Source organism: Streptomyces sp. NPDC050211 (assembly GCF_040656035.1).
Classification (GTDB): domain Bacteria; phylum Actinomycetota; class Actinomycetes; order Streptomycetales; family Streptomycetaceae; genus Streptomyces.
On record NZ_JBFALC010000008.1, the window covers coordinates 71,257 to 95,846 of the forward strand.

A 24,590-nucleotide genomic window follows, 5' to 3' on the forward strand; every position below is an offset into this window, starting at 1 on the left:
AGGACGGCTGTAGCCGGACGGTAATGCGGTGGCAGTGGTTCGCGGGCTGGTGCTTGGATGCTTGGCGTGACGTCTGTGGATCTTGATCGTGGTCGTGGACTGCTGGACCGGCTTGAGCGGTATTACGACGCGGTGCCACGCTCCGGCGCTCGGGGCGAGGACTTTGGGCCGCTGCGGTTGTTCGTCCGGGAGGGGCAGGGCTGGCCCTTCTACGCACGTCCCGTGCTGGGGTGGTCCGGGCCGGTGAGTGCGGCGGATGTGGCCCGGGTGCGCTCCCGGCAGCGGGAGTTGGGCGTTCCGGAGAGTTTCGAGTGGGTTGCCGAGACCACACCTGGGCTGCGGGCCGCGGCTGAGCGGACAGGGCTTGTGGTGCACGAACACCCATTGATGGTGCTCGGCTCTGATGTGTCGACCCCCCTCGTGCCGGTCCCCGTCGTGCCAGGTCTGGCCGGCAGCATGGTTGTGCGGACTGTGGGACCGGACGATCCCGTGCTGCCCAGCGCGCTGGCCGTCCCTCATCTGGCCTTCGCCGATCCCGGAACCGGTGTCGGTGCAGCCGGCTTGGCGGAGCTGGGTGAGGCTGTGCGGAAACGCGCCGATGACGGGACGGTGGAACGTGCGGCGGCACGCATCCTGGCCGGCCTGACTTGCGTTGCCGCCGCTGTGGACGACGGAATGGCGCTGTGTGCCGGTCAGCACCAGCCGGTGGGGGCGGTCAGTGAGATCGTCGGGGTGGGGACCCTGCCGACCGCGCGCCGCCGGGGTCTTGCGCTCGCGGTCACCGCGGCGCTGATAGCCGACGCACGCTCGCGAGGCGTCGAGACCGTCTTCTTGTCTGCGGGCGATGACGACGTCGCCCGGATCTACGCCCGGCTCGGCTTCCGCCGCGTAGCCACCGCGCTGATCGCCGAGCCCGCCGAGCCCGCCGAGTAGCGACATGCGAGCCGGCCATCGCTGTGACGCGCCGACGGCCACACGGGTTGGACGGGTTGTCATGTCATCTCGGCCGTCTGATTGAGGAGTTGGCCGTTCCTTGGACCAGCCCGGTGCGAGTCCCCGCTGCCCGAGCGGCCACTTGCCGTACCGGAAACTCTCCCCTTTCCGTACTGGAAACCAACCGCTACTCTTTCCGTCATGGAAACTAACGGAGTGCGGCTGACACCAGAACAGGCCCGTTCCGCCCTGGCGGATACCGAGCACGTCCGGGCCTCCGCCGCGGCGCTGTCGGCCACGCCGTGGCCGAACTGGTTCTTCATCACGCTCACGCTCTATGTCGCCGCGCTCCCGATCGTCTACGGAGGCGTCGTGGCCGACTCGGACTGGCTGCTGCCGGGCTCCGCCTGGATGGGCATCATGCTGGCGATCACTGCGGTGTACCTGGCGCTCTTCGCTGTCGCGGGGAAGGAGTGGCGCGCCAAGACCGGGGTGGCGCTGCGTTTCGACGTGCTGCCGAAGCGGGCGACCGTGCCGCTCGTGGTCGGCCTGCCCGTGCTGCTGGTGGGGGCGGCGTTCGCGTTCCGCGTCACGGGGCGGCCGGTCTGGCTGATCGCGGCCTCGGTGATCGGGGCCGCCGTGTCCGTCGGCTTCCACGTCGCCTTCGTCCGTCTGCACCGGAAGACCGCGTGAGCGCCGAGAACCACGACCTGCTGGGGGGGTTCGACACCACCATCCACGCCCCGAACCGTCTGCGCATCTGCGCCCTCCTGGACACCGCGGGCGAGGCGGAGTTCGGCCTGGTCCAGAAGCAACTCGACCTCTCCGCCTCCGCGCTGAGCAAGCACGTCACCGTGCTGATGGACGCCGGCTACGTCGAGCAGCGCAAGGCCGTCCGCGACACCCGCCAGCGCGTGTGGCTCCGACTGACCCGGCGAGGCCGGGATGCCTACCGGGGGCACCTTGCGGCGCTGCGGGCGATCGTGGGGCCGTCGGATCCGGCTCTCTGACCAGGACCGGAGCCGGTGGGCCTCACCTCCCTGCGGCCGCGAGGGCCACGCGGTCGGGGCGGCGGATGAGCCTCGCCAGCAGCCCGTGGCGAGGGGCCACGCACCAGGTGAGGATGAATACGCCGGTGAGGACCACGACCACGGAGCCGCCGGCGGCGAGGTCGTAGGCGTACGAGACGTAGAGGCCCGCGACGCTTCCGGCGCAGCCGATGAGCGAGGCCAGCAGGGTCATGGCCCACAGCCGGTCGGTGAGCATGCGGGCGGTGGCGGCGGGGGTGATGAGGAGGGCGAGGACGAGGATGTTGCCGACGGCTTCCAGGGACATCACGATCGTCGTGGTGACGACGACGTAGAGCGCCAGGTCGAGGCGGAACACCGGCAGGCCCGCCGCGCGCGCCGTCTCTCGGTCCAGGCTGACGGCGACCAGTTCCTTGCCGATCGCCAGGACGACGAGCACGAGTACGGCACCGATGGCTGCCACCGTCCACACGTCCGAGGCGCTGACCGCCAGGACCTGTCCGAAGAGGAAGGAGGACAGGTCGGTCGTCCAGCTGTCGCGTGTGGACACCAGGACGATGCCCAGTCCGAAGGCGAAGGCGAAGAAGACGCCGATGACGGTGTCCTCTTTCAGCCGTCGGTTCTGGGAGACGAAGGCGATGAGAACGGCCGTGGTGATGCCCGCCGCGGCGCCGCCCAGGAGGAGGTTGCCCTCGAAGGCGTAGGCGAGCGCGACGCCCGGGAACGCGGAGTGGGCGACCGCGTCGCCGATGAACGCCATGCCGCGCAGCACGACGTACACGCCGACGACACCGCACACCAGGCCGATGATCGCGGCCACGGCGAACGCCCGCTGCATAAAGGGGAGTTGCCAGGGATCCGTGAGGAACTCGATCACGCTACGGCTCCGATCGCGCGGTCCAGGCCGAACGCCCGCAGCATCTGGTCGGGGTCGGCGAGGAGTTCGGGACCGCCGTCGGCCACGACCGTGCGGTTGATCAGCGCCACCCGGTGGCAGGTGCGGGCGGCGGCTGCCAGGTCGTGGGTGGTCATCAGCAGTGCCTTGCCTTCCGTGGCCAGCCGGCCGAACAGCTCGTTCAGCAGGTCCTGGGTGGGGACGTCAACGCCGGTGAACGGCTCGTCGAGGAGGAGGATGCGCGGTCCGGCGGCCAGTGCGCGGGCCACCAGGACCCGCTGGCGCTGGCCTCCGGAGAGCTCGCCGATCGGGCGCCGGCGCAGCTCGGTGAGTCCGGTCAGCTCCAGTGCCTCGGCCACGGCCGCCCGGTCCGCGGCGCCCGGGCGGCGCAGCCAGCCCGTCTGACGGGTGCGGCCGGTGAGGACCGCGCCGGCGACGTCGATGGGGAAGTCCCAGGCGAACTCGTGCCGTTGGGGTACGTACCCGATGCGCTGCCCGGCCCGGCGACCGGTCCGGCCCTCCACGGTCACCTCTCCCCCGGCCAGCGGCACCAGCCCGAGCACGGCCCGCAGCAGCGTCGTCTTGCCCGCGCCGTTCGGGCCGATGAGACCGACCAACTCGCCCGCGTCGACGGAAAGATCGGCCCGCTCCAGGGCAACCCTCCCGCCGAGTACGACGGTGGCGCCCGCGACCCGCAGCAGCGGGCCCGGGCTGTCCGGCACGCCGTCGGCCGGTCTGTCAGCCACGTGCGGTCCTCCTGCGTCGGGCGGCCAGCACGGACGCGGCACCCAGGGCGGTGAGCGCGGCGGCCGCGGTTCCCAGCAGCAGCGCCTGACCCGCGCCGGTGGAGGCCATCGAGCCGTCGTCGGAGCCGTCCGCCGAGGAGCCGCCCGTGGAGTCGGAGTCTGTGTCAGAGGCCGCTGAGCCAGTCGAGTCCGAGGAGCCCGAGTCCCCCGAGCTACCAGAACCCCCCTTCCCCCCGCCGTCCCCCGGCTTGACCGCCGACGGGTCGCTGTCGCCGACCACGAACGTCACCGTCTCCGTGTCCGACACCTTCGTGCCGTTCGCCAGCGTGCCGCTCATCTTGAAGGTCAGCCGGTACGTCCCCTCCTTCGTGAACGCCCAGCCGCCGTGCGCGTGCGTGTTGGCGGCCACGTCGAAGGAGTCCGGCACCCCGTCCTTGCTGTTGAACAGCACGTCGGCGCCCGACATCGCGTCGTAGGTGTAGAGCGCGTAGGTCCCCGGGCCCTCGACCGCGGTGAGCGAGAACTTCACGCCCCCCTTGGTCGCCCCCGCCTCGATGTTGTCCGTGGACCAGCCGGGCCACAGCAGCCCGTCCTGCTGCACCTGGTCGAGCAGCCACACCGGGTCGCCGCCCTTGCCGAGGAACGCGAACTCCTCGCTGTCCGGCAGGGTGTTCTTGGCGGCGGGCTTGATGTGCAGGACCACGGAGGAGGGCTCGCGCCAGGTGGTCTTCCCTGAGACCGTGCCGTCCTTGACGTGGATCTGCAGCTTGCCGTCGACCACACGGGCGGCGAAGTCGATGTGCCCCTCGTCGAGGACCTTCGTATCGGACGCGACGTCAGCGGAAGCTGCGGTGGCGGCCAGGGCGGTGCGCCGCTCGGTCTCGGCCGCCTGTGGCACGGCGTTCGCGGCGGCCGTCGGAGTCTGCCCCTCGTCGGCGACCGGCGCCTCCGGAGCCGTGTCCCCGTCCCCGTCCTCCCCGTCCGCCGCCCCGACCACCACCGTGTACACGGTCCCGACAGACAGCTCCCGCCCGTCAGCCGCCGTAGCCTCCGCGGTGAAGATGACCTGGTACGTGCCTTCCTCGCTGAACTCCCAGCGAGTGTCCCCCTGTTGGCCCGCCGGCAGCTCGCGCTCGTCAGGCAGCTCGTCGGCACTGTCGAACAGCGGCACGCCCTCGTCGCCCGAGTACACCTTCAGCTCACCCGGCCCATCGAGCCCGCTCAGCGACCACCGCACCGCGTCCCCGACGACCGCGCCCTCGGGCACACCGGTGGTGTCCCACCCGGGCGCCGACGCGTCGGCCACCCGCGCACCCCCGACCTCGATCACATGGGCCCGGTCCGCCGGATCCAGGGTCAGCGCCCCTCCCCCGTAGGCGATCCGGCCGAGTCCGGTCCCGGCTGCCGTACCGTCGTCCGCGACGGCGATCCCGCCCCCTGCCAGCGTGGCCGCGAGGACCACCGCCACGGCGATCCGTTGAATTCTCCGCGCGCTCCTCATCAGGCGTCCTCCCCCAGGCACTTGGCGAGCTCGGTCGCGTTGTGCCGCATCATCGATACGTAGTCGTCGACCTTGTCGTCGAACGAGTCGCCGTAGATCGTGCAGATGCCGACGCCCTCGTCCTCGGCTACCCGGCGCAGCACGTCGGCGCGTGCCGCGAGGTTCGGTTCCAGGAACACCGACGGGACCTGCTTCTCCCGGATGGTGGTGCCGAGTTCCTCCACCTCGGCCGCGCTCGGCTCCTGGTTCGGCAGGGGCACGACGAAGCCCGCGATCTCCATGCCGTATGCCTTCGCCAGGTATCCGAAGGCGTCGTGTGTGGTGATCAGCTTGCGGTTCTTCTCCGGCACGGTGGCGAGCTTGTCGGCGACTTCCTCGTCGAGGGCGGCGAGGGTCTTCAGATACGCGGCGGCGTTCTTCTCGTACGTCGCCTTGCCGTCCGGGTCGGCCTTGATCAGCTCGGCCTCGATCCGCCGGACGTACGCCGCCGCGTTGGCGACGTCCTCCCAGGCGTGGGGGTCCAGGTCGCCGTGCACGTGTTTGCCGATCACGGCCTGCGGGAGCACCCACAGTTCGTCGCCCGCCTGGCCGAGGAAGGAGTACGCCTTCTCCTTCGGCACGGTCCCCTTGGCCCGGTCGGGCACGTTGAGCACCACGTCCTCGGCCGCGAGCCGGGCCGGCTCGCCGCTGGTCTCGTCGTCGGCGCGGACGTACACCTTCCCGGTCTCGGCGTTGAGCGCGACGTCGGCGTGTCCGCCGTCGAGCACCTTCGCGCCCTCGGGCGCCTCGGTGTCGTCGCCGACAGTGAAGGTGAAGGTGCCGCTGCCGATCTCCGCGCTCTTCCCGTCGAGCGTCTCGGTCCGCCCCTCGACGGTCAGCCGGTACGTGCCGGGCTCGCTGAACGCCCAGTTGACGTGCGTGTGCGCCTCGGGCGGCAGGGCGAAGGAGTCCGCGTCGTCGAGGCCGTCGGCGGAGTCGACGTACACCTTGGGCCGGCCGAGCGTGTCGGTGAGGTAGACGCGCAGCTCGCCGGGTCCCTCCACCTTCGTGGCGGTCGTACGGACTTGGGAACCGTCTCCCTCGACCTCGCCCTCGACGGCCCAGCCGAGCCACAGGACGTCGAGGCCGAGGTCCTCCTCCAGCTTCATGACCGTGCCGCCGTGCTGCTCCAGCTTCTCGGCGATCTCGATCTTCGGGGCGGACTTCCGGGCGTTGGTGTGGACCATCTTCATGATCCCGGGCTCTTCGAGCAGCAGACCGTTGCTGAACACGACGTCGGCCTTGGCGACTTTGGCCGCGTCGCCGGGGCTCGGCTCGTAGGAGTGCGGGTCGCCGTGGTGCGGCACGATCGAGGTGACGTCGACGCGGTCGCCGCCGACCTGCGTCACGAGGTCGGCGATGATCGCGGTGGTCGTCGACACGGTCAACTCCGCGTCGGACGAGCCGGATTGAAGCCCGCTGCACCCGGAGAGCAGGGCGCTCGCCGCGACCAGCGCGGCTGCGACGGTGGTGCGTCTGGGGTGGCCCCGCATGGGGCTCCTCCTTCTGTCGAACACGTCTGAACACGTCGGTGCCGCGTACGACGGACCGGGTCGCTGCCGGGCGGGCGCCGGTCCGTCGTACGCGGGGCTTTCACTGGGCGGTACGGCGCCGTCGTACGAAGAGCACCGCGCCGCCGCCCACCAGCAGGGCGAGAACGGCGATGCCTCCGATCACGGCGACCTGCGCACCGGTGGAGGCGAGTCCGCCGGTCGTCGAGGTGCCGCTGCCGCCGGTTCCGGAAGTGGCGAAGCCCGGGTCCGTCGCCGAGGGCGAGGCACTCGCCGAGCCGGTCGCGGACGCCGACGCCGACGGGGACGCGGTCGCGGTCGGTGACGTGGAGGCCGACTGCGACGGGGTGGTCGTGGGCGTCGCCGTCGGCTCGTCGCCCGTACCCGGCGTCACGGTCGACGGGTCCACGTCGTCCCCGACCACCCAGGCGATGGTCTCCGTGTCGCTGACCTTCGTGCCGTCGGCGAGTGTGGCGCTGACGGCGAACGTCGTGCGGTAGACGCCTTCCTGCGCGAAGGTCCACACGGTGTGACGGTGGGTCGGTACGGACAGGTCGAAGGTGTCCGGCAGACCGTCCCCGCTGTGGGCGTGCATGGTCACCGCGCCGACCGAACTCTCGGTGAAGATGCTCAGCGCACCCGGGCCCTGGACGGCGTCGAGCCGGAAGGCGACGCGGCCGTCGATCTCGGAGCTCTTGAACTGGTCGGTGCTCCAGCCGGGCCAGATGAGACCGTCGAGTTGCTGGATGGGCAGCCACCAGACCGGGTCGCCGACCGGGCCCAGGAACTCGTACCCCTCGGTGATCTTCCGGCGGGCGCCCGGTTTCACATGCAGGACGACTTCGTCGGGCTCGTGCCACGCGGGGTTGTGGGCCGTGCCCTCCTTGATCTGGAACTGCAGCGAGCCGTCCACCGGGCGGGCGGCCAGATCGAGGTGGCCGTTGTCGATGACGTGGGCGGCCGGTGCGGTGGGCGTCGAGGGCGAGGGAGTCGTGGACGTGGGGGGCGTCGAGGGCGTCGGGGTGGAGCCGTCGCCGGGCAGGACGTCGGCCGGGTCGACGTCGTCGCCGACGACCACGGCCAGCGTCTCGGTGTCGGTGGAACCGCCGCTGGTCACCGTGAGGGTCAGGCGGTAGACGCCTTCCTCGGTGAAGCCCCAGGTGGGCACGGCCCGTTCCTCGTCCTTGGCCAGCGTGAACGCGCTGTGGGCGCTGTCACCGCTGTTGAGGTGCTGCACCGGGCTCTCGTCGTTGCCGTCCATCTCGCGCGTGTACGTGTACATCGCGAAGCGCCCCGGTCCCTCGAAACCCGCGAGGCGGACCTCGGTGTCCGCGCCCGCCTCGGTGCCGTTCCAGCCCGGTTCGGGCGCGAAGATCTGCCCCGCGTTCTCCCAGCCGTTGAAGAAGTAGGCGGAGAGCAGTGTGTCGCCCAGGATCGGATAGGCCGGGCCGATGAGGTCTTCCTTGGTCGCCGGTCCGGCGTGCAGCACGACTTCGGACGTCTCCCGTACGACCGTGGAGTCGCCGCCGCGGTCGTCGATCTGCAACTCCAGCTTGCCGTCGACCAGTCGGGGCGTGAGGTCGAGTTCGCCCTCGTCGAGCACGACGGCGTCGCCGGCGGCGCGGGCTGCCCCGCTGCCGCCGGCGACCAGCCCTGCCGCGCTCAGGAGCACCCCGGTCGCCACGATGAGCGCCGCACCGGTAAAGGCACGTCTGTCGCGCGTCAGGGCCCGCATCACGAGCTGACGACGACGGTGTACGTCGCGGTGGCCGACTCGGTCACGCCGCTCACCGTGCCCTGGACCCTGAACGTGAGCTGGTAGGTACCGGCCTCTTCGAAGGCCCAGTTGGCGTGGTTGTGGGCACCGACGGCGAAGTTCCTGGACTTGAAGGAGGTGGTGGCGGTGTTGCTGTCGTACCAGCGGGTGCCGCCGGAGTAGACGCTGAAGTCCTCGGTCGTGGCGCCGTTGCGGGTGGCGCTGACGAGGCGGTAGCTGATGGTGTTGTTGGCGAACACACCCGTGGTCAGGTGCTCGGCGGAGATGCCCGGGAACAGCACCCCGGCCGCGTCGGCGGCGGCCTCGGTGTCCGGCAGCAGCCAGATCTGGCTGCCCGAACCCAGCCAGCCGTGGCCCGGGTTGGCGACCTTCGCCGCCGCCGGTACGGCCAGCGTGACGTCCGCGGGCTCGTACTCGGTCTCGGTCTCCTCGTCGTGGACGTGCAGGTGCAGGTCGGAGCCGTCCCACTCGGCGTCGAGGACGTCGACGTGGCCGCTGCTCAGCGTGGTGGCGGCGAAGGCGGATGAGTTGAGGCCGGCCGTGGCGAGCGCGGCGGCGGCGATACCGGTGACGGTCAGCAGGCGTCTGCGGGTACGCAAAAGAAACCCCCCTGGGTCATGTTCATGCCCGCACGGGCACGAATAAGACGATAATCGTTTTCATAAAGAGGGGCAATGAGATTGGCGCATACCTGTGTGACAGTTGGCCGGGCGGAGCCGACTATGCGGCTTTGTTCACGGGCCGCACCACGATGATCCGGGACTTCCAGGCCAACGAGGAGATCGCGGACGGCTTCGGGGTGATCACGCGACGACAGGGGTGAAGGCAACGTCCAGGCGGGTCAGTCCACGGAAGTTGAGGCTGCGCTGCCACTGCGGCTCGGTGCCGTCGAGCCTCAGGCCGGGGAGCCGGGTGAGGAGCGCTTCCAGGACGATGGTGCCCTCCAACCGGGCCAGTGCCGCGCCGAGGCAGAAATGGGGCCCGTACCCGAAGGCGACGTGCCGTCCGCCGGGCCGCTGGAAGTCCAGCACGTCCGGATCCGGGAAAGCGGCCGGATCCCGGTTGGCGGCACCGCACACGAGGAGCACCACCTGCCCGGCGGCGATGGAGCGGCCCGCCAGATCCAGGTCGTGCCGCGCCCGGCGCAGCATCAGCTGCACCGGGCTGTCGTAGCGCAGGAGTTCCTCGACCGCGGCGGGGATGAGGTCGGTCCGGCGGCGCAGCTGGTCGGCTGCCTGCGGGTGGCGCAGCAGGGCGAGAGCGGCATTGCCGATGAAGTGGGTGGTGGTCTCGTGGCCGGCGATCAGGAGCAGGGCGCAGTTGGCGAGGAGTTCGTCGAAGTCCCGGTCGGCGTTCTCGGCCTGCGTGGTCAGCAGTGCGCGCAGGGTGTGGGGTGCGGGCGGGGAGTCCTGGCGGGTGAGGAGTTCGCGGAGGTAGGCGAGCATGCGGGCCATGCTCTGCGAGGCGGCGTGGCTGTCGTCGGCGTCGAGCCGGGAACTGCCGATGGCCGCGGCGACCGGGTCCGACCAGGAGGAGAGGGTGGGTCGGTCCTGTTCCGGCACACCGAGGAGATCGCAGATGACGGTCAGCGGCAGGGGGCGGGCGAGGTCCTCGACGATGTCCATCCGCCCGGTCGGCGCCGCTCGGGTGATGATCTGCTCGACAGCCCCGGAGATCTGGTCGCGGAGCGCCGCCACTGCCCGGGGAGTGAAGGCTCTGCTGATCAGGGCACGCAGCCGGGAGTGATCGGGGGCGTCGCTGTAGAGCATCTGCCGGCTCAGGACCCGGGCCAGCGGCCGCAGTTCCTCGGAGACGGCCTCGATGTCGGGATAGCGCACCGAGGAGAACCGCGGGTCACCGGCGGTGCTGCTGACCACCTCATGGCTGGTCGCGATCCAGGCGTCCAGGCGGCGGTCCCAGAAAAGATCGTCGGTGCTCCGCAGTTCCTTGTAGAAGTCGTAGAGCCGTACTTGGGTCCGGGGCCTCAGGGCGGACAGCATGGACGCGGGCGACGCGTGGGTGTGCATAGGCCCAGGCTAGCGATGTAGGGGAGCGCATCTGTCTGATCGTAATTTTCCGTCGCATCGCCCCTACTTGGATGCCTCCCCCGCCGCCCCTTGGCGTCGGCGCCGCGCCCGCAGGCCCGACAGTCGTCGCATCGTCCGGTTGGCCACCGCGGCGTATCCGATGCCGAACAGGAGTGAGGCGAGCAGCGCCAGCCATCCGGAGACGTCGTCGATCAGGGGGAAGATCTGCCAGTGGGTCAGGTAGATGTACAGCGAGCTGCTCGCCAGTACGCCCGCCACGGTGTTGACCCGCCCCAGGCTCGGCAGGCTGCGGACCCACACCAGGAGCACGAAGCCGGCCGTGATGACCGCGTCCCGGAACGGCTCGCCGGGGAAGAAGCCGGGAATCGTGGCCACCGCGGCCACGGTCACCAGCATCCGCTGCCGGGTGGTGTCCGCCTTCGCCGCGGCCCAGCCCAGCGCGAAGAGCCAGAAGACCACGGCTGCCGAGGGGACGTGGATCCGGTCGCGCAGGCCGAAGAGGTCGTAGCGGGTGAGGAGCCCGAGGGCCGCGATCGTCATGGGGAGGGCGAACGGGAAGCGTCGTTCGGCGCGGTCCACGACGCGCAGGCTCAGCAGGGCGATGGCGGCCACCAGGATGTAGGTGAGCGCCTCGATGAACCAGAAGTGCATGGCCGTCTCGCTGTCGTGCGGCCCGAGGACGCTGTGCAGCAGGACGAGGTTGGTGAGGCCGTAGTCGTCGGTGAGCGGCAGGACGAGGGCGATCCAGGCCAGGCTGGGCAGGACGATGCGGGCGAGGCTGCGCAGTCCGTGCCGGACGCGTTCGCGGCGCTCGGCGGAGGGGGTGAGGTGGAAGCGGGCGAGGTTGTAGCCCGCGACCGCCAGCAGCAGGTGGGCGCCGCCCTTGACGTAGAAGACGTGGATGTGCGAGCCGACGATCATGACGATGGCCGCGGCACGCAGCGCGATGCCGGTCTCCAGGGTGCGTCGTCTGCGTGAGCCCTTCCCCGGTGCGGACTCGGCGGGCTCCGGCGAGCGGAGGTCGCGTATGGGTCTGGTGTGCCAGTCGGGGGGCAGATGGCCGAGCGCCTGCTCCAAGTTGAGCGACATCTCGACATACGACAGTGAGTCGCCGCCCAGCGACACGAAGCTGCTGTTCTCCGTGACGTCCGCGCGGTCGAGGATGTCGGCGTACAACTGGACCAGGTCCGACGGCTGTTCATCCGGCCTCGGCGTGGGTGCACCGCCGAGATTGCGTACGGCCTCATAGTCGGCCTTGCCCGTGGGCAGCCGGGGCAGTTCGGGCAGGACGTGGACGGCGACCGCCCGGGGCGGGAGCCCGAACTCACCGGTCACGAGGCGTCGCGCACGGCCCGCGTCGGTGTCGCTCCCACCCGCTACGGCGACCACCAGGGTGTCGTCGGCGCCGGCGCACAGGGCGCTGAAGCCGTGCCGGTGCAGCAGCCCCTCGACACGGTCCGGAGCGATCCGCAGGCCCAGGATCTTCGCGAAATGGCTGCTGCGGCCGACTATTTCGTACAACCCGTCCGGAGTGCGACGGGCGATGTCGCCGGTGTGGAGAGCTTGGATCGTGCGGCCCAGTGCGAGGTCGGTGGGGTGTTCGGCGTAGCCGAGCATGACGTTCGGGCCCGCGTAGACCAGTTCGCCGGTGTCCTGACCCGGCCAGTCCGGGTGGGGTTCCAGGTGGAAGGAGCCGCCGGGTATGGGGACGCCGATCGTCTCCGGGTGCGTGGCGGCGAGGTGTGGAGGCAGGTAGGCCATGCGGGCGGTGGCCTCGGTCTGGCCGTACATCACGTACAGGTCCCAGCCGTCGCGTCGGCCCAACTCGGCGTAGTGGCTGACCCGTTCGGGGGCGAGCCGACCGCCTGCCTGGGTGATGCAGCGCAGGTGGGGCAGGCGCAGGTCGGCGAAGCCGGTCCGGTCCAGCAGGTCGAAGGTGTAGGGGACGGCGGCGAAGGTGGTGCCGTGTGCGGCGCGGAAGAGGTCCCAGAAGCCGTCGTCGGCGACGGAGCGGTCGGTGAGGATCAGGGCGGCGCCGCGCAGCAGGTGGCTGTTGATGACGGACAGGCCGTAGCAGTAGTGCATGGGCAGGGTGGTGGCGGCGCGGTCGGCCTGGCTGATGTCCAGGTACGTGGCGATGGACTCGGCGTTGGCCTGCAGGTTCTCGTACGACAGCCGGACCAGCTTGGGCGATCCGGTGGAGCCGGAGGTGCTCAGCAGCAGGGCGAGGTCCGGGTGGAGTTCGTGGGCGGAGGCGGCACGCCGTTCGTCGAGGCGCCAGTTCCCCGAAGGGTCGGCGCGGATCACGACGTCCGGGTCGTATGCGGCGGTCAGGGACTGCACGGCTTCGTCGTTGTCGCCGGGGACCAGCAGGACCGGGTGGCCGGCTGAGAGTGCGGCGAGGTAGGCGATGAGGGCGTCGGCCGTGTTGGCACCGGCGAGCAGCACCAGGCGTCGCCGGGCTCCGAGGCGTGTGACCATCTGGGCGACCTTTTCGGCCAGTTGGCCGTACGTCAGTTCGCTGTCCGGAGTCAGCAGGGCGACGCGGTCGCCGTGTGCGGCGAGGCGTCTGGCGAACAGCGGCGAGATGGCGCCGGGCACGCCTGGGAGCAGGTCGGAGGGGATGAGCACAGGCGAAGTATTAGGTATGCCTAACCTAAAAGGAAAGACACAGAAACATCACAAGGAGTGCATGGCGGGCTCACAGGGGCGCATCCGGAAGGCTGGACAACCGCCGTTATTAAGCCGTTCTTGACGATGAGGTTAGCTTTACCTTATTCATAGGGCGTTCACAGGTTCCTTCGCGGCACCGCTCCCCGCTCCCCGCTCGCTCTCCCTCCCCGTCTCCACGGCGCGTTGTCCGGCCCCGGAGGTGAGCCATGTCAGGAAGGCTTCACCATGCGACGCCCCTCGGCCAGACGTCTCGCCGTACCGCTCCTCGCCCTCGGCCTGCTCGCCCCGGCCCTCGCGGCGTGCAGCGACGAGCCGGCCGACCTGGTCATCTACTCCGGTCGCAACGAGGACCTGGTCGAACCGCTGCTGGAGAAGCTGGAGAAGAAGCTCGACGCCAACGTCGAGGTGCGGTACGGCGACAGCGCCGAACTGGCCGCCCAGATCCTGGAGGAGGGCGACAAGACCGAGGCCGGACTGTTCTTCTCGCAGGACGCGGGTGCCCTCGGCGCCCTGTCGAAGGAAGGTGTCCTGACGGCACTTCCGCAGCCGACGCTCGACAAGGTCGACACGGCCTACCGGGGCGGTGAAGGCGACTGGGTCGGCGTCTCCGGGCGCGTCCGGGTCCTCGCGTACCACCCGGGCAAGGCCCCCACGCCCCCGGACAGCGTGCAGGCGTTGACCGAGCCGGAGTGGAAGGGCCGCGTCGGGTTCGCGCCGAACAACGCCTCCTTCCAGGCGTTCGTCACCGGCATGCGGGTCCTGGAGGGCGACGACGCCACCCGCGACTGGCTGAAGGGCTTCAAGGCCAACTCCCCGAAGGCTTACGAGAAGAACACCGAGATCCTCGAGGCCGTGGACTCCGGCGAGGTCTCTCTCGGCCTGATCAACCACTACTACTGGTACGAGAAGGCTGCGGAGGAGGGCGAGGGCAAGCTCACCGCCAAGCTCCACTTCCTGCCCGACGGCGACCCGGGCGGCCTGGTCAACGTCGCCGGGGTCGGCCTGCTGAAGGGCGCCGACAAGAAGGAGGCCGACTACGCGCAGCAGGCGGCGGACTTCCTGCTCGGCGAAGAGGCCCAGACGTACTTCGCCGACGAGACCAAGGAGTACCCGCTGGCCGCCGGTGTCGCTCCGGCGGAGGGCCTGCCCGCGCTCGACTCTCTCCAGGCACCCGAGATCAACCTCGGCGAGCTGGACTCGCTCAAGGAGACACTGGCCATGCTCCAGGAAGCCGGACTGGTCTGAGGCCCGGTCAGCCGATGGAGACGGGTACGTCCGTCACGAAGGACTCCCGCACCCGCCCGGTCCCGCGGCACCGCCCGGCCGGGCGGGTGCCGTGGGCGCTGGGCCTTCCGGCGACGGTGGCCGCCGCGTTCGCGCTGCTCCCGCTCGTCTACCTCTGCGTGCGCGCCCTGGAACGCGGGCCGGGCTACGCCTGGAGCATCGTCACCACCGAACGCGCCGCCCAGCTGCTCGGCCGCAGCATCGCCCTGGCCGCGGTCGTGGTGGCGGCCTGTCTGGTCCTCGGCGTCTCGCTGGCCTGGCTGACCACCCGTACGAACCTGCCGTGGGCGCGCGGCTGGGCGGTGCTGGTGACCCTGCCGCTGGCCGTGCCGAGCTACGTCGCCGCCTTCGCCTGGCTGTCCGCCGCCCCGCACCTGGCCGGCTTCACCGGCTCCGCCCTGTCGCTGACCCTGGTGAGCTTCCCGTACGTCCATCTGCCGGTCGCCGCCGCGCTGCGCCGTACCGACCCCGCGCAGGAGGAGGCCGCCCGCTCGCTCGGCCTCGGGCCGCTGCGCACCTTCTGGCGCGTCACCCTCCCGCAACTGCGCCCGGCCGCCGCCGGCGGCGCGGTCCTGGTGGCGCTGTACGTGTTCTCCGACTTCGGCGCGGTCTCGCTGATGCGGTACGACACCTTCACCCGCGGCATCTACACCTCGTACCGGGCGTCCTTCGACCGAACCCCGGCCGCTGCACTGAGCGTTGTGCTGGTGGTGCTCACGGTGGCCCTGGTCGCAGCCGAGGCACGTACGCGCGGTCGGGCCGGGTACGCGCGAACCGGCACGGGAACCGCACGCCCGGCGGATCCCGCCCCCTTGGGGAAGTGGCTTGTGCCGTCGCTGAGTTGGTGCGGCGCCGTCACGGCCGCCGCCATCGCGTTCCCGCTCGCCACGCTCGGCTACTGGCTGTTCGTCGGCAACTCGGCGACCTGGGACCCGGCCCGCCTCACCGAGACCGCCACGGCCACGCTCGGCGTCGCCGCCGCGGGCGCCGCGCTGACCACCCTGCTCGCCCTGCCCATCGGGGTGATCGCCGCCCGTCACCGGGGCCGGGCAGCCCATCTGCTGGAACAGGCCGCGTACGCGGGCCACGCCCTGCCGGGCATCACCATCGCCCTGTCGCTCGTCTTCTTCGCCGTGCGCTACGCCCACCCGCTGTACCAGGAACTCCCGCTGCTGGTCGGCGCGTACGCCGTCCTGTTCCTGCCCGTCGCGGTCGCCGCCACACGGGCCGCCGTGCTCCAGGCACCGCCCGGACTCGAGGACGTGGCACGGTCGTTGGGCCGCGGGCCCTGGCGGGTCCTGCGCGAGGTCACCGTGCCGCTGGCCGCGCCCGGCGTGGCGGCGGGAGCCGCGCTCACCTTCGTGGTCTGCATGAAGGAACTCCCCGCCACCCTCCTGCTGCGCCCCACCGGCATGGACACCCTGGCCACCCGCCTGTGGACCGAGACCGGCACCGCTTCCTACGCCGCCGCGGCCCCCTACGCCGCCGCCCTGATCCTGCTGGCCGCGATCCCCTCCTACCTCCTCGGCAGGCACCGCACATGACCGAACTGCGCATTGAGGGACTGACCAAGTCCTACGGGCCGCACGCCCCGCCCGTCCTCGACGGACTCGACCTCACCGTCCCCGGCGGCGCCCTGGCCGCGGTGCTCGGCCCCTCGGGGTGCGGCAAGACCACCCTGCTGCGCATCATCGCGGGCTTCCTGCGCGCCGACGCGGGCAGCGTCACCGTCGGCGGACGCGTCCTGACCGGCCCCGGCGTTCAGTTGCCCCCGGAGCGGCGCCGCATCGGCATCGTCCCCCAAGAAGGCGCGCTCTTCCCGCACTTGAGCGTGGCCCGCAACGTCGCCTTCGGCCTGACCGGCCTCGACCGGACCGCGCGCAGACACCGTACGGAGGAGATGCTGGACCTGGTCGGACTGGCCGGCTACGGCGACCGGATGCCCCACGAGTTGTCCGGCGGCCAGCAGCAACGCATCGCCCTGGCCCGCGCCCTGGCACCCCGCCCGGCACTGGTCCTGCTGGACGAGCCGTTCAACGCCCTGGACAGCGCCCTGCGCGCCGGAGTTCGCGCCGACGTCCGCACCGCCCTGCGGCTCAGCGGCGCCACCGCCGTCCTGGTCACCCACGACCAGCAGGAGGCCCTGTCCACCGCCGACCTCGTCGCCGTCGTCCGCGACGGCCGCGTGGCCCAGTGCGACACCCCCCAACAGGTCTACCGGCGCCCGGCCGACCCCTGGGTCGCCGGCTTCGTCGGCGACGCGGTCCTGCTCCGGGCCACCGCCCTCGGCGACGCCACCGCGGACACCGCGCTGGGCACCATCCCGGTCGCCACGGACGCGAGCGCACCTACGGGTTCCGGCACCGTGCTGCTGCGCCCGGAGCAACTGGAACTCACCGAACCCGCCTCCGCACCGGCCGGCGGCACCGTCACCGACGTGCGCTTCTACGGCCACGACGCCATGGTCACCGTGACAGTCGACGGCCTGGACGACCCCGTGGACATCCGGGCGCCCGGCCCTGTGGCCGTACAGCCCGGTGACCGCACCGGAATCCGGGTCAAGGGAGAAGCCGTCCTGCATCCGTGACGTTGAGTACGGGGCGCGTGAGTGCCGTATGTAGTGTCGACGACGAAGGAGGCCCCGCAGTGCACGTGAGCCGTTGCGTACGAGCAGGAGGCGCCCTGGGGCACCTGCTGCTCGTCGTCGTGCTCGCGCTCGGCGTGTTCGTGATGCACACCGTGGGGCATCCGGACGAGTCATCCCACTCGTCCGTCTCGGCGATGGATACCGGGTCCCACACGTCGGCGGCGATGGATCCGGCGCAGGCGGACCCGATGCAGGCGGACCCTGTGCAGCCGGCGTCCGCGGATATGCCGCTCATGGCCATGGACATGGCCTCGCTGTGCGTGGCGGTCCTCTTCGCCGCCTGGATGCTGGTCGCAATGCTGCGATCGGCGCTCGCCCGCAGTCCGGGCTGCCTGGCGGACGTTCTCGCCCAGGCACCCGTCCTGCGGCGCCCCGCTCCACCCTCTCGCGCACCTGATCTGACCCAGTTGTCGGTTCTGCGGCAATAGGCCGCTACGCCCTCGCGGGCGCGCATCACGCGCGGCCCCGCGATCTCGCGTACGCCCACACAGCCAGAGAACCGACAACACGAGGTGAGATCCACCATGACTGCCTTCACGCGCGCCCTGCGCCGCAAGCCCGCCCGCCACATCACGGCCGTCGGCATCGTCACGGCGGGAGCCCTGCTGCTCTCCGCCTGCGGCGGCGACGGCGACGACATGAGCGGCATGGACCACGGCAGCGGCAGCTCCTCGGCCACGGCGACCGCCGAGGCCGGGGCCAAGGCCGGCGACTTCAACGACGCGGACGTCATGTTCGCCCAGATGATGATCCCGCACCACGAGCAGGCCCTGGAGATGGCCGAACTGGCCGACGGCCGTGCCTCCGACGCGGAGATCAAGGACATCGCCGGGAAGATCGAGGAGGCCCAGGACCCCGAGATCCAGACGATGAAGGGCTGGCTGGAGTCCTGGAACAAGCCGACCGCGGCGGAGTCCATGGAGGGAATGGACCACTCCGGCGGCTCGGGCATGGACGGCATGATGTCCGAGCAGGGCATGGCAGACCTCAAGGCCATGAAGGGCGCGGAGTTCGACAAGATGTTCGCCCAGATGATGATCGAGCACCACGACGGCGCGATCACCACGGCCGAGGACGAGCAGAAGAACGGCAAGAACGCCGACGCCAAGAAGATGGCAGACGCCATCGTCAAGGGTCAGTCCGCCGAGGTCGAGCAGCTCCAGGGCATCGTCGACCGGCTCTGATCCGCGTCACCGGCTGACTGCCGCTCACCACCCTCTCGGCTCCGGTTCCGGACACCTGCCGGTGTCCGGAACCGGAGCCGATCCGTGGTGCTCCCCGCGCCCATCCTGCACGCCGGGGGCACGACCGCGCATTGCCGATGTCCGGCAGTGTTCACTAGGGTCTGCGTGCCGGTGAGCCGCTAACAAACCGTCACCGGGGCATCAAGGAAGGGAACCGGGGGACGGGATGTCGGCGCAGGAGATACCCGAGAAGTATCTGATCGGGTACGCCAGGATCCTGGCCGATGTCGCCGCCACCGGCCGCCGGCTGAGCCGGGACGAGATCGAGTCGCGGCGGGCGTTGGGGGAACAGTCCGCGGAGGCCGGGCACGGACTGCGCGCGCTCGTCGGGGCGCACCTGGCCGCCACCCGCGCCGCCTGGCCCGGCACCCCCGGCTCGGCCGACAGTGTGCTTGCGGCGATGCAGCAGGCGGTGGACGCGTTCGCCGAGGGCTACGAGCGTGCGCAGCGGCTCGCCGTACGGCAGGAGGAGGCCGCCCGCCGTGAGTTCATCGACGATCTGCTCTACGGCCGCAGCGACCTGGGCCGGCTGGCCGAACGCGCCGAACGGTTCGGTCTGCGCCTCTCGCACGCCCACGCCGTCGCCGTCGCCCAGGGGGCCGGCGCCTACGACGAGGGCGACCCGGTGCCCCGACAGGTGGAGCGGGCACTCATCGCCCGCTTCGGCGATCGCAGCATCCTGCTCACCACCAAGGACGGGCGCATGCTGTGCATCGCGCCCGGCGACCAGGACGACGTCCTCACCCACTTCGCCAAACAGGCCCATGCCGCCACCGACGGCGGACGCGTCGCCATCGGCCGCCCCCAGTCCGGCCCGGGTGGCGTCGTCCACTCGTACGAGGAAGCCCTGGGCGTCCTCGAACTCGCCGACCGCCTCGACCTCGGCGAGCCCGTCCTGCGCGCCGCCGACCTGCTCGTCTACCCCGTCCTCACCCGCGACCGGCAGGCCATGGCCGACCTGGTTCTCGGGACCCTCGGCCCGCTCACCGCCGCCCGCGGCGGCGGTGAGCCCCTCCTGGACACCCTCACCGCCTACTTCGACTCCGGCTGCGTCGCCGCCGAGGCCGCCCGCCGTCTCTCACTGAGCGTGCGGGCCCTGACGTACCGCCTGGCCCGCATCCACCAGCTCACCGGCGCCGACCCCGCGGACCCGGCCCACCGCTACATGCTCCAGACCGCGGTCATCGGCGCCCGCCTGCTGGACTGGCCGGCGAAGGATCTCTGACCCGGGCACGGGCACGCACCGCACCCCGTCTCCTCGGCCCTCCCTCACCCACACTCCCCGCGTATGTTTCATGTCAGAGACGCAGACGCATATGAGGAGCCCGTCGTGCGCGCACGTGACCTGGCGGTCGGATACGAGACGGTGAGCGTTGACAGTGACGCCCTGGAGGCGGCACGGCTGATGGCCGAGCACAAGTTGCCGGGGCTGCTGGTGCTCGACGAGCGCGGTGAGCCGAAGGCGATCCTGCCGGCGTCCCAGATGATCAAGGTGCTGGTTCCGGCGTATGTGCTGGAGGACCCGACACTCGCCGCGGTCGTCGACGAGAAGCACGCCGACCGGCTGTGTCAGGCGCTGGTCGGCCGTCGAGTCGGGGAATGCCTGCCCAGCAAGGCGGCGCCTCCCCCGATCGCGGACCCCGACGACACCGCGCTGGAGGTGGCAGCGCTGATGGCCCAGGTCCGCAGCCCGGTGGTGGCGGTGGTGGAGAAGGCGAAGGACGGGACCCATCTCCTGGGCGTGATCACCGCCTCGCACCTCCTCCATGAGCTCCTCGCGACGGCCGGTACATCCAGCGGCACGTGAGGGTGTGACGTACGCCACGTGCTCACTGCGTGACTTTTACTCGGGACACTGATTGGACGGCGCCTCTGGTCCGTACTTCCTGGTGTCAGGTCCGGTCACATCAGGAGGCACGATGCGCCTGTCGCGCAACAGGGTCGGAACCGTCTTCGTCGGCGGTGCTTTGAGTCTGACCCTCGCCGCACTCGCGTATCCCGCGATGCTCGGGATCGAGAACACGTCCAGCTCGCAGGATCGCATCATCGCGAACACCCCCTACGGTCCGCTCACCGAGGCGGACCGGTCCTTTGTGGTCGCGGTGCGCGCGGCCGGGCTGTGGGAGTACCCGCTCGGCATGATGGCGATGGAGCGCGGGACGACCCCGGCGATGAAGGAGGCCGGCGAGCACCTGGTCGTCGGGCACTCCGGGCTCGACGAAATGTGCCGCAAGATCGCGCCCGAGCTGGGCATCACGCTGCCCAACCAGCCCAGCCCGCAGCAGCAGCAGTTCGTGGCGACCTCCCAGGCCGAGACCGGCAAGCAGTTCGACACCACCGCGGTCAACATCATGCGGACCGCCCATGGGCGGATCTTCCCGGTGGTGGCCCAGATCCGCGCCAACACCAAGAACTCGCTGGTCCGTCAGCTCGCCGACCTGACCAACGACACCGTCCTCGACCACATCTCGGTCCTGGAGAAGACCGAAATGGTCAACTTCGACCAGGCCCTCTTCCAGCAGACGAGCCCGCCCAAGCTCCCCCAGGACCAGACCACCCCGCCGCCGCCCCAGCCCGGCGCACCGATCGTCGCCCTCACGAAGCCCCCGGGCCTGGACCTCCAGACGTCCGCGCCCACCCCGTCCCCCAGCCCGACCGTGAAGTGACGCCCACGCACCCCACGCCTATCCCCACCCGAAGTACCGCAGCCACACATACGCCATCGCCACCACGACCGTGACGGCCGTGACGACGAGGCCGTACTTGGTGAACTGCCAGAAGGAGATGGGCTGTCGGTTGCGTTCGGCGATGCCGAGCACGACGACGTTGGCCGAGGCGCCGATGGCGGTGGCGTTGCCGCCGAGGTCGGCGCCCAGGGCGAGCGCCCACCACATGACGTGGTCGCCGGCGCCGCCCATGTTGTGCACGAGGTCGGCGGTGATGGGGGCCATGGTGGCGACGTACGGGATGTTGTCGACGACCCCGGACAGTACCGCGGACGCGCTCACCATGATCATGGAACCGGCGAGTTCGTTGGTGCCGATCACGTCGGCCAGCGCGCCGGACACCTCGTCGATGACGCCCGTGTCGATGAGCCCGCCGATCATCACGAACAGGCCCGCGAAGAAGGCCAGCGTGGGCCATTCGACCTCGGCGAGGACGTCACCGGTCTCGACCGCGGAGACGGCGATGAGCAGCCCGGCGCCGAGCAGGGCGACGACGCTGGGCTCGTAGTGCAGTACGGGGTGCAGGACGAACCCGGCGACCACCAGGAGGAGGACGACGAGACCCTGGATCAGCAGCCGCGGGTCCCTGATGGCCTCCCGCTCCTCCAGCTCCATGATCTCGGCGGCGCGGTCCTCGTCGTACACGAAGGACTTGCGGAACAGCACGCGGCACAGCAGCAGGAGGATCAGTATCAGGACCGCGGACAGCGGGGCGAGGTGGATCAGGAAGTCGTTGAAGGTGAGGCCGGCCCGGCTGGCGATGATGATGTTGGGCGGGTCGCCGACGAGGGTCGCGGTGCCGCCGATGTTGGACGCGAACACCTCGGCGATCAGGAACGGGGCGGCGGGCAGGCCGAGGCGCTCGCAGACCAGCAGGGTGACCGGGGCGATGAGCAGGACCGTGGTGACGTTGTCGAGCAGGGCCGAGGCGATCGCGGTGATGACGACGAGCATGGCCATCACCCGGTAGGGCCGGGCGCGCGCCCGCTTCACCGCCCAGATGGCCAGGTACTCGAACATGCCGGTCTTCTTCAGCACGCCGACGATCATCATCATGCCCATCAGCAGGAAGATGACGTTCCAGTCGATGCCGGCGTCCTCGGAGTAGAACGCCGTGACATCGTCGGTGGCGCCGATCGCGAGCATCAGGCCCGCGCCGCCCAGGGCCACCGCGACCCGATGGATCTTCTCGCTGATGATCAGGGAGTACGCGCCGACGAACACGACGAGCGCGGCCCAGCTGTGCCAGTCGTTCACGGCGCCGCCGGGGGCTCGTGGACGGGCATCGACGCACGCGCCATGACGGGTCACCACCGATCGGAAGACAGACTGCTTCTGCTCGCCGACCAGGCTTCCCGGCACACCGCTGTGAACCCTACCGGCCCTTGACGCGTCGTTAACAGGTCGACCGCGCCCGGCCGCACACCGTTCTCACCCGGACCGGCCGCCGTACCGAGTGATCACGGTGTACGGCCCGACGTCCTGCCGCAGGAAGCGCCCCGGCGGGAAGAAGTCGACGGGGAAGACGACCTCCGAGGACCGGGTCACCGGGACGCGGGGGAAGTTGTGGCGGAACAGGTAGAGGCCGTAGCCGGTGTCGGTCTGCCGCAGGACGAACACGTCCGGCGCCGGGAAGCGGCCCGAGTGCAGCCGCCGCGCGAAGTCGTCCGCGTCCCGGGCGGCGAGCCAGCGCCTTACCTCCGCGTTGCGCTTCTCGTGCCGTGCCTGGGGGTTGGAGTAGCCGGGCGTCATGGCGACATAGGCCCAGTACGGCTCGACGGACAGCAGCCGGTGATGGTCCGTCAGGACGGTCAGGTCGTGCGGCTGCCTGCCGGTGCCGCGGGCGATCGCGCGGACCAGGGGGCGGATCCACAGGTCCTCGGTGCCGGGGTGCCGGACGCGTGCCGTGCGGGAGGGGGCCGTGCCGTCGTCCAGGGGGTAGCTCTGCCGGTAGGCCAGGTCGACCTCGCGGCCCAGCGCGCTCTGCGCGTGCTGGACGGCGGCGACGGTGAAGACCGCCGCGACGACGGCCAGGGCGCCGGTGGCAGTCCGGGCCTGCGCGGGGTGCCGTCTGCGCACGGTCCGCAGCAGGTCCCACAGGGCGAGGACGCCCGCGCAGTGGAGTGCGACGAGCAGGACCGGATGGACGCGGAAGGACAGGAGCGTGGTGCCGAGCGCGATGGCCAGATGGGACAGCACGCACCAGGCGTAGCATCCGGCGACCAGCGCGAGCAGCCCCGCTGCCACGGGCCGGGTGCGGCAGCGGACGACCAGCCAGACCGTGCCGGCCAGGCACAGCAGTCCGCCCGGCGTGATCTCCGTCATCGGCAGCAGATACGTCAACTGCTGGTAGGGAGTGAATTTCAGCGCCGTCGTGTCCGGGGACCCTCCGGCTGCGCGTCCGGCCAGTTCGTACGGCAGCAGGATCACGGCCGCCGACGGTGCCGCCGCGATCCCCGCGAGCGCGACCCGTGCGAGCAGCGTGCGCCACCGCCGCGGCCTGTGCAGCAGCAGGGCCACCACCATCGCGATGAGCGTGAACACCCAGAAGGCGGCGAGCAGCGTGTACGTCAGCACGGCCGCGCCCACCGCGACGCCGAACGCCAGCAGCGGCCACGGGCGGACTGCGGGCGCCCGCAGCAGCTTCAGCGCGACCACCGTGAGCGGCGCCAGCGCGGAGCCGACCAGCCAGGCATACGGCTCGCGGACACCGAGGGACGGCTCGACAAAGGCGGCCATCACGGTCGCCGTCGCCAGCAGTACGGCGATCCGGGGCGGCACGAGCAGCCGCCACAGCGCCAGCGTCACCGCCGCCGCGAGCGCGGCCGAGGTGATGCACAGCGGCTTGAAGGCGGCCCACGCGTCCCAGCCCAGCAGCGCGGCGATCCGGCCGCCGGTCCAGAACCAGCCGGGCGGGTACAGCGGCGGTACGTCCCGGTAGGCGATGTCGGCCAGGGCGGGCGAGTCGGTGAGGCGGGTGAGGTACTCGACACGGAACTGGTTGTCCGAGGCGAGCCCGCCGAGGAACCAGCGGGTGCCGTGCAGCGGGAGGGCGAGGAGGAGGGTGGGCAGCGCGGAGACCAGCGCGTAGCCGGACCAGTGGAGAAGCCCGCGTACGGCCATGCCGCCCCGTCCGGCGGCCGGCACCGACAGGGCGAGGAGGACCACCACGGCCGTCGTGGTCAGCGTGGTCAGGATGGTCGGCAGCAGCGACGGTTCGGGCAGCGGCAGCCGCGGTACGACGTACTGGATGCCGAGACTCACGCAGATCGCGATGCCCGCCCCGAGGACGAGCTCGACGGCGAACCGGCCGGCGGTGGGACGCCGCCGCCCCATCCGCGGCGGTGCGGGGGACGGAGCGGGACGCCCCGCCGATCCCTGCCCACCGATCAACGCCGCAACCGGAGCGATCAACGCCCCGTCCTCCGCCCCTTCCTCGGCCCACCCCTGCCGAGCGATCACCCGCGCGCCTTCCTGCGCCTCCCGAACGCGCTCGTGGCGAGCGATCACCCAACCACCGTCCCGCACACCCTCAACT

Annotated in this window: 21 protein-coding genes; 11 read left to right on the top strand and 10 right to left on the bottom strand. The window is 71.0% G+C overall.

The features are described from left to right. Positions 1 to 66: 66 nt before the first annotated feature. From AB0I98_RS10930 to AB0I98_RS10940, 3 genes are all read left to right on the top strand, one after another. Positions 67 to 933 carry a GNAT family N-acetyltransferase gene (locus AB0I98_RS10930; protein WP_362938504.1) on the top strand — a complete coding sequence of 289 codons (867 nt, stop codon included), beginning with the start codon at positions 67 to 69 and terminating at the stop codon, positions 931 to 933. A gap of 201 nt (positions 934 to 1,134) precedes the next feature. Continuing rightward, complete coding sequence (locus tag AB0I98_RS10935) at positions 1,135 to 1,626, top strand: hypothetical protein (protein ID WP_362938507.1); 492 nt, start codon at positions 1,135 to 1,137, stop codon at positions 1,624 to 1,626. Then, on the top strand, positions 1,623 to 1,943 hold the full coding sequence (locus AB0I98_RS10940) for a transcriptional regulator (protein ID WP_362938510.1): 321 nt from the start codon (positions 1,623 to 1,625) through the stop codon (positions 1,941 to 1,943). The genes AB0I98_RS10935 and AB0I98_RS10940 overlap by 4 nt, the downstream gene beginning before the upstream one ends. 22 nt (positions 1,944 to 1,965) lie before the next feature. On the opposite strand, the gene AB0I98_RS10945 is transcribed toward AB0I98_RS10940, so the two are convergent. From AB0I98_RS10945 to AB0I98_RS10980, 8 genes are all read right to left on the bottom strand, one after another. Then, the gene (locus AB0I98_RS10945; RefSeq protein ID WP_362938513.1) at positions 1,966 to 2,838 is read right to left on the bottom strand and encodes an anchored repeat-type ABC transporter permease subunit; all 873 of its coding nucleotides are present in this window, start codon (positions 2,836 to 2,838) and stop codon (positions 1,966 to 1,968) included. Further along, positions 2,835 to 3,557: an anchored repeat-type ABC transporter ATP-binding subunit gene (locus tag AB0I98_RS10950; protein WP_362938886.1), complete on the bottom strand. Its 723-nt coding sequence runs from the start codon at positions 3,555 to 3,557 to the stop codon at positions 2,835 to 2,837. Before AB0I98_RS10950 ends, AB0I98_RS10945 begins: the two co-directional genes overlap by 4 nt. A 37-nt stretch (positions 3,558 to 3,594) precedes the next feature. Beyond that, positions 3,595 to 5,103: a TIGR03773 family transporter-associated surface protein gene (locus AB0I98_RS10955; protein ID WP_362938516.1), complete on the bottom strand. Its 1,509-nt coding sequence runs from the start codon at positions 5,101 to 5,103 to the stop codon at positions 3,595 to 3,597. Continuing rightward, positions 5,103 to 6,635, bottom strand: a complete 1,533-nt coding sequence (locus AB0I98_RS10960) for an anchored repeat ABC transporter, substrate-binding protein (protein WP_362938519.1) — start codon at positions 6,633 to 6,635, stop codon at positions 5,103 to 5,105. The genes AB0I98_RS10955 and AB0I98_RS10960 overlap by 1 nt, the downstream gene beginning before the upstream one ends. 100 nt (positions 6,636 to 6,735) lie before the next feature. After that, positions 6,736 to 8,337 carry a choice-of-anchor M domain-containing protein gene (locus AB0I98_RS10965; RefSeq protein ID WP_362938522.1) on the bottom strand — a complete coding sequence of 534 codons (1,602 nt, stop codon included), beginning with the start codon at positions 8,335 to 8,337 and terminating at the stop codon, positions 6,736 to 6,738. A 50-nt stretch (positions 8,338 to 8,387) separates the two neighbouring features. Further along, the gene (locus tag AB0I98_RS10970) at positions 8,388 to 9,029 is read right to left on the bottom strand and encodes a choice-of-anchor M domain-containing protein (protein ID WP_362938525.1); all 642 of its coding nucleotides are present in this window, start codon (positions 9,027 to 9,029) and stop codon (positions 8,388 to 8,390) included. Between the two features lie 204 nt (positions 9,030 to 9,233). After that, positions 9,234 to 10,457, bottom strand: coding sequence for a cytochrome P450 (locus AB0I98_RS10975; protein ID WP_362938528.1), 1,224 nt, complete (start codon positions 10,455 to 10,457; stop codon positions 9,234 to 9,236). A 63-nt stretch (positions 10,458 to 10,520) separates the two neighbouring features. Beyond that, on the bottom strand, positions 10,521 to 13,109 hold the full coding sequence (locus tag AB0I98_RS10980) for an AMP-binding protein (protein WP_362938531.1): 2,589 nt from the start codon (positions 13,107 to 13,109) through the stop codon (positions 10,521 to 10,523). Between the two features lie 267 nt (positions 13,110 to 13,376). Between AB0I98_RS10980 and AB0I98_RS10985 the strand changes: the two genes are divergently transcribed. The 8 genes from AB0I98_RS10985 to AB0I98_RS11020 all read left to right on the top strand — a co-directional run bounded on the left by AB0I98_RS10985 (position 13,377) and on the right by AB0I98_RS11020 (position 20,992). Next, positions 13,377 to 14,396: an iron ABC transporter substrate-binding protein gene (locus tag AB0I98_RS10985; RefSeq protein WP_362938534.1), complete on the top strand. Its 1,020-nt coding sequence runs from the start codon at positions 13,377 to 13,379 to the stop codon at positions 14,394 to 14,396. 14 nt (positions 14,397 to 14,410) lie between these two features. Beyond that, positions 14,411 to 15,979, top strand: coding sequence for an iron ABC transporter permease (locus tag AB0I98_RS10990; RefSeq protein WP_362938537.1), 1,569 nt, complete (start codon positions 14,411 to 14,413; stop codon positions 15,977 to 15,979). Next, the gene (locus AB0I98_RS10995) at positions 15,976 to 17,022 is read left to right on the top strand and encodes an ABC transporter ATP-binding protein (RefSeq protein WP_362938540.1); all 1,047 of its coding nucleotides are present in this window, start codon (positions 15,976 to 15,978) and stop codon (positions 17,020 to 17,022) included. Before AB0I98_RS10990 ends, AB0I98_RS10995 begins: the two co-directional genes overlap by 4 nt. A 59-nt stretch (positions 17,023 to 17,081) precedes the next feature. Next, the gene (locus AB0I98_RS11000; RefSeq protein WP_362938543.1) at positions 17,082 to 17,510 is read left to right on the top strand and encodes a hypothetical protein; all 429 of its coding nucleotides are present in this window, start codon (positions 17,082 to 17,084) and stop codon (positions 17,508 to 17,510) included. A gap of 96 nt (positions 17,511 to 17,606) precedes the next feature. Beyond that, positions 17,607 to 18,266, top strand: a complete 660-nt coding sequence (locus tag AB0I98_RS11005) for a DUF305 domain-containing protein (protein ID WP_362938546.1) — start codon at positions 17,607 to 17,609, stop codon at positions 18,264 to 18,266. A 226-nt stretch (positions 18,267 to 18,492) separates the two neighbouring features. Next, on the top strand, positions 18,493 to 19,551 hold the full coding sequence (locus AB0I98_RS11010; RefSeq protein ID WP_362938548.1) for a helix-turn-helix domain-containing protein: 1,059 nt from the start codon (positions 18,493 to 18,495) through the stop codon (positions 19,549 to 19,551). A 105-nt stretch (positions 19,552 to 19,656) separates the two neighbouring features. Further along, positions 19,657 to 20,133: a CBS domain-containing protein gene (locus AB0I98_RS11015; RefSeq protein WP_362938551.1), complete on the top strand. Its 477-nt coding sequence runs from the start codon at positions 19,657 to 19,659 to the stop codon at positions 20,131 to 20,133. Between the two features lie 112 nt (positions 20,134 to 20,245). Then, complete coding sequence (locus tag AB0I98_RS11020; RefSeq protein ID WP_362938554.1) at positions 20,246 to 20,992, top strand: DUF4142 domain-containing protein; 747 nt, start codon at positions 20,246 to 20,248, stop codon at positions 20,990 to 20,992. Positions 20,993 to 21,010: 18 nt separating this feature from the next. Here the strand turns inward: AB0I98_RS11020 and AB0I98_RS11025 are convergent, their stop codons facing one another. Both AB0I98_RS11025 and AB0I98_RS11030 read right to left on the bottom strand, forming a co-directional pair. After that, positions 21,011 to 22,309, bottom strand: coding sequence for an ArsB/NhaD family transporter (locus AB0I98_RS11025; RefSeq protein WP_362938557.1), 1,299 nt, complete (start codon positions 22,307 to 22,309; stop codon positions 21,011 to 21,013). Positions 22,310 to 22,483: 174 nt separating this feature from the next. Next, positions 22,484 to 24,562 carry an arabinofuranosyltransferase gene (locus tag AB0I98_RS11030; RefSeq protein WP_362938560.1) on the bottom strand — a complete coding sequence of 693 codons (2,079 nt, stop codon included), beginning with the start codon at positions 24,560 to 24,562 and terminating at the stop codon, positions 22,484 to 22,486. Positions 24,563 to 24,590: the final 28 nt, after the last annotated feature.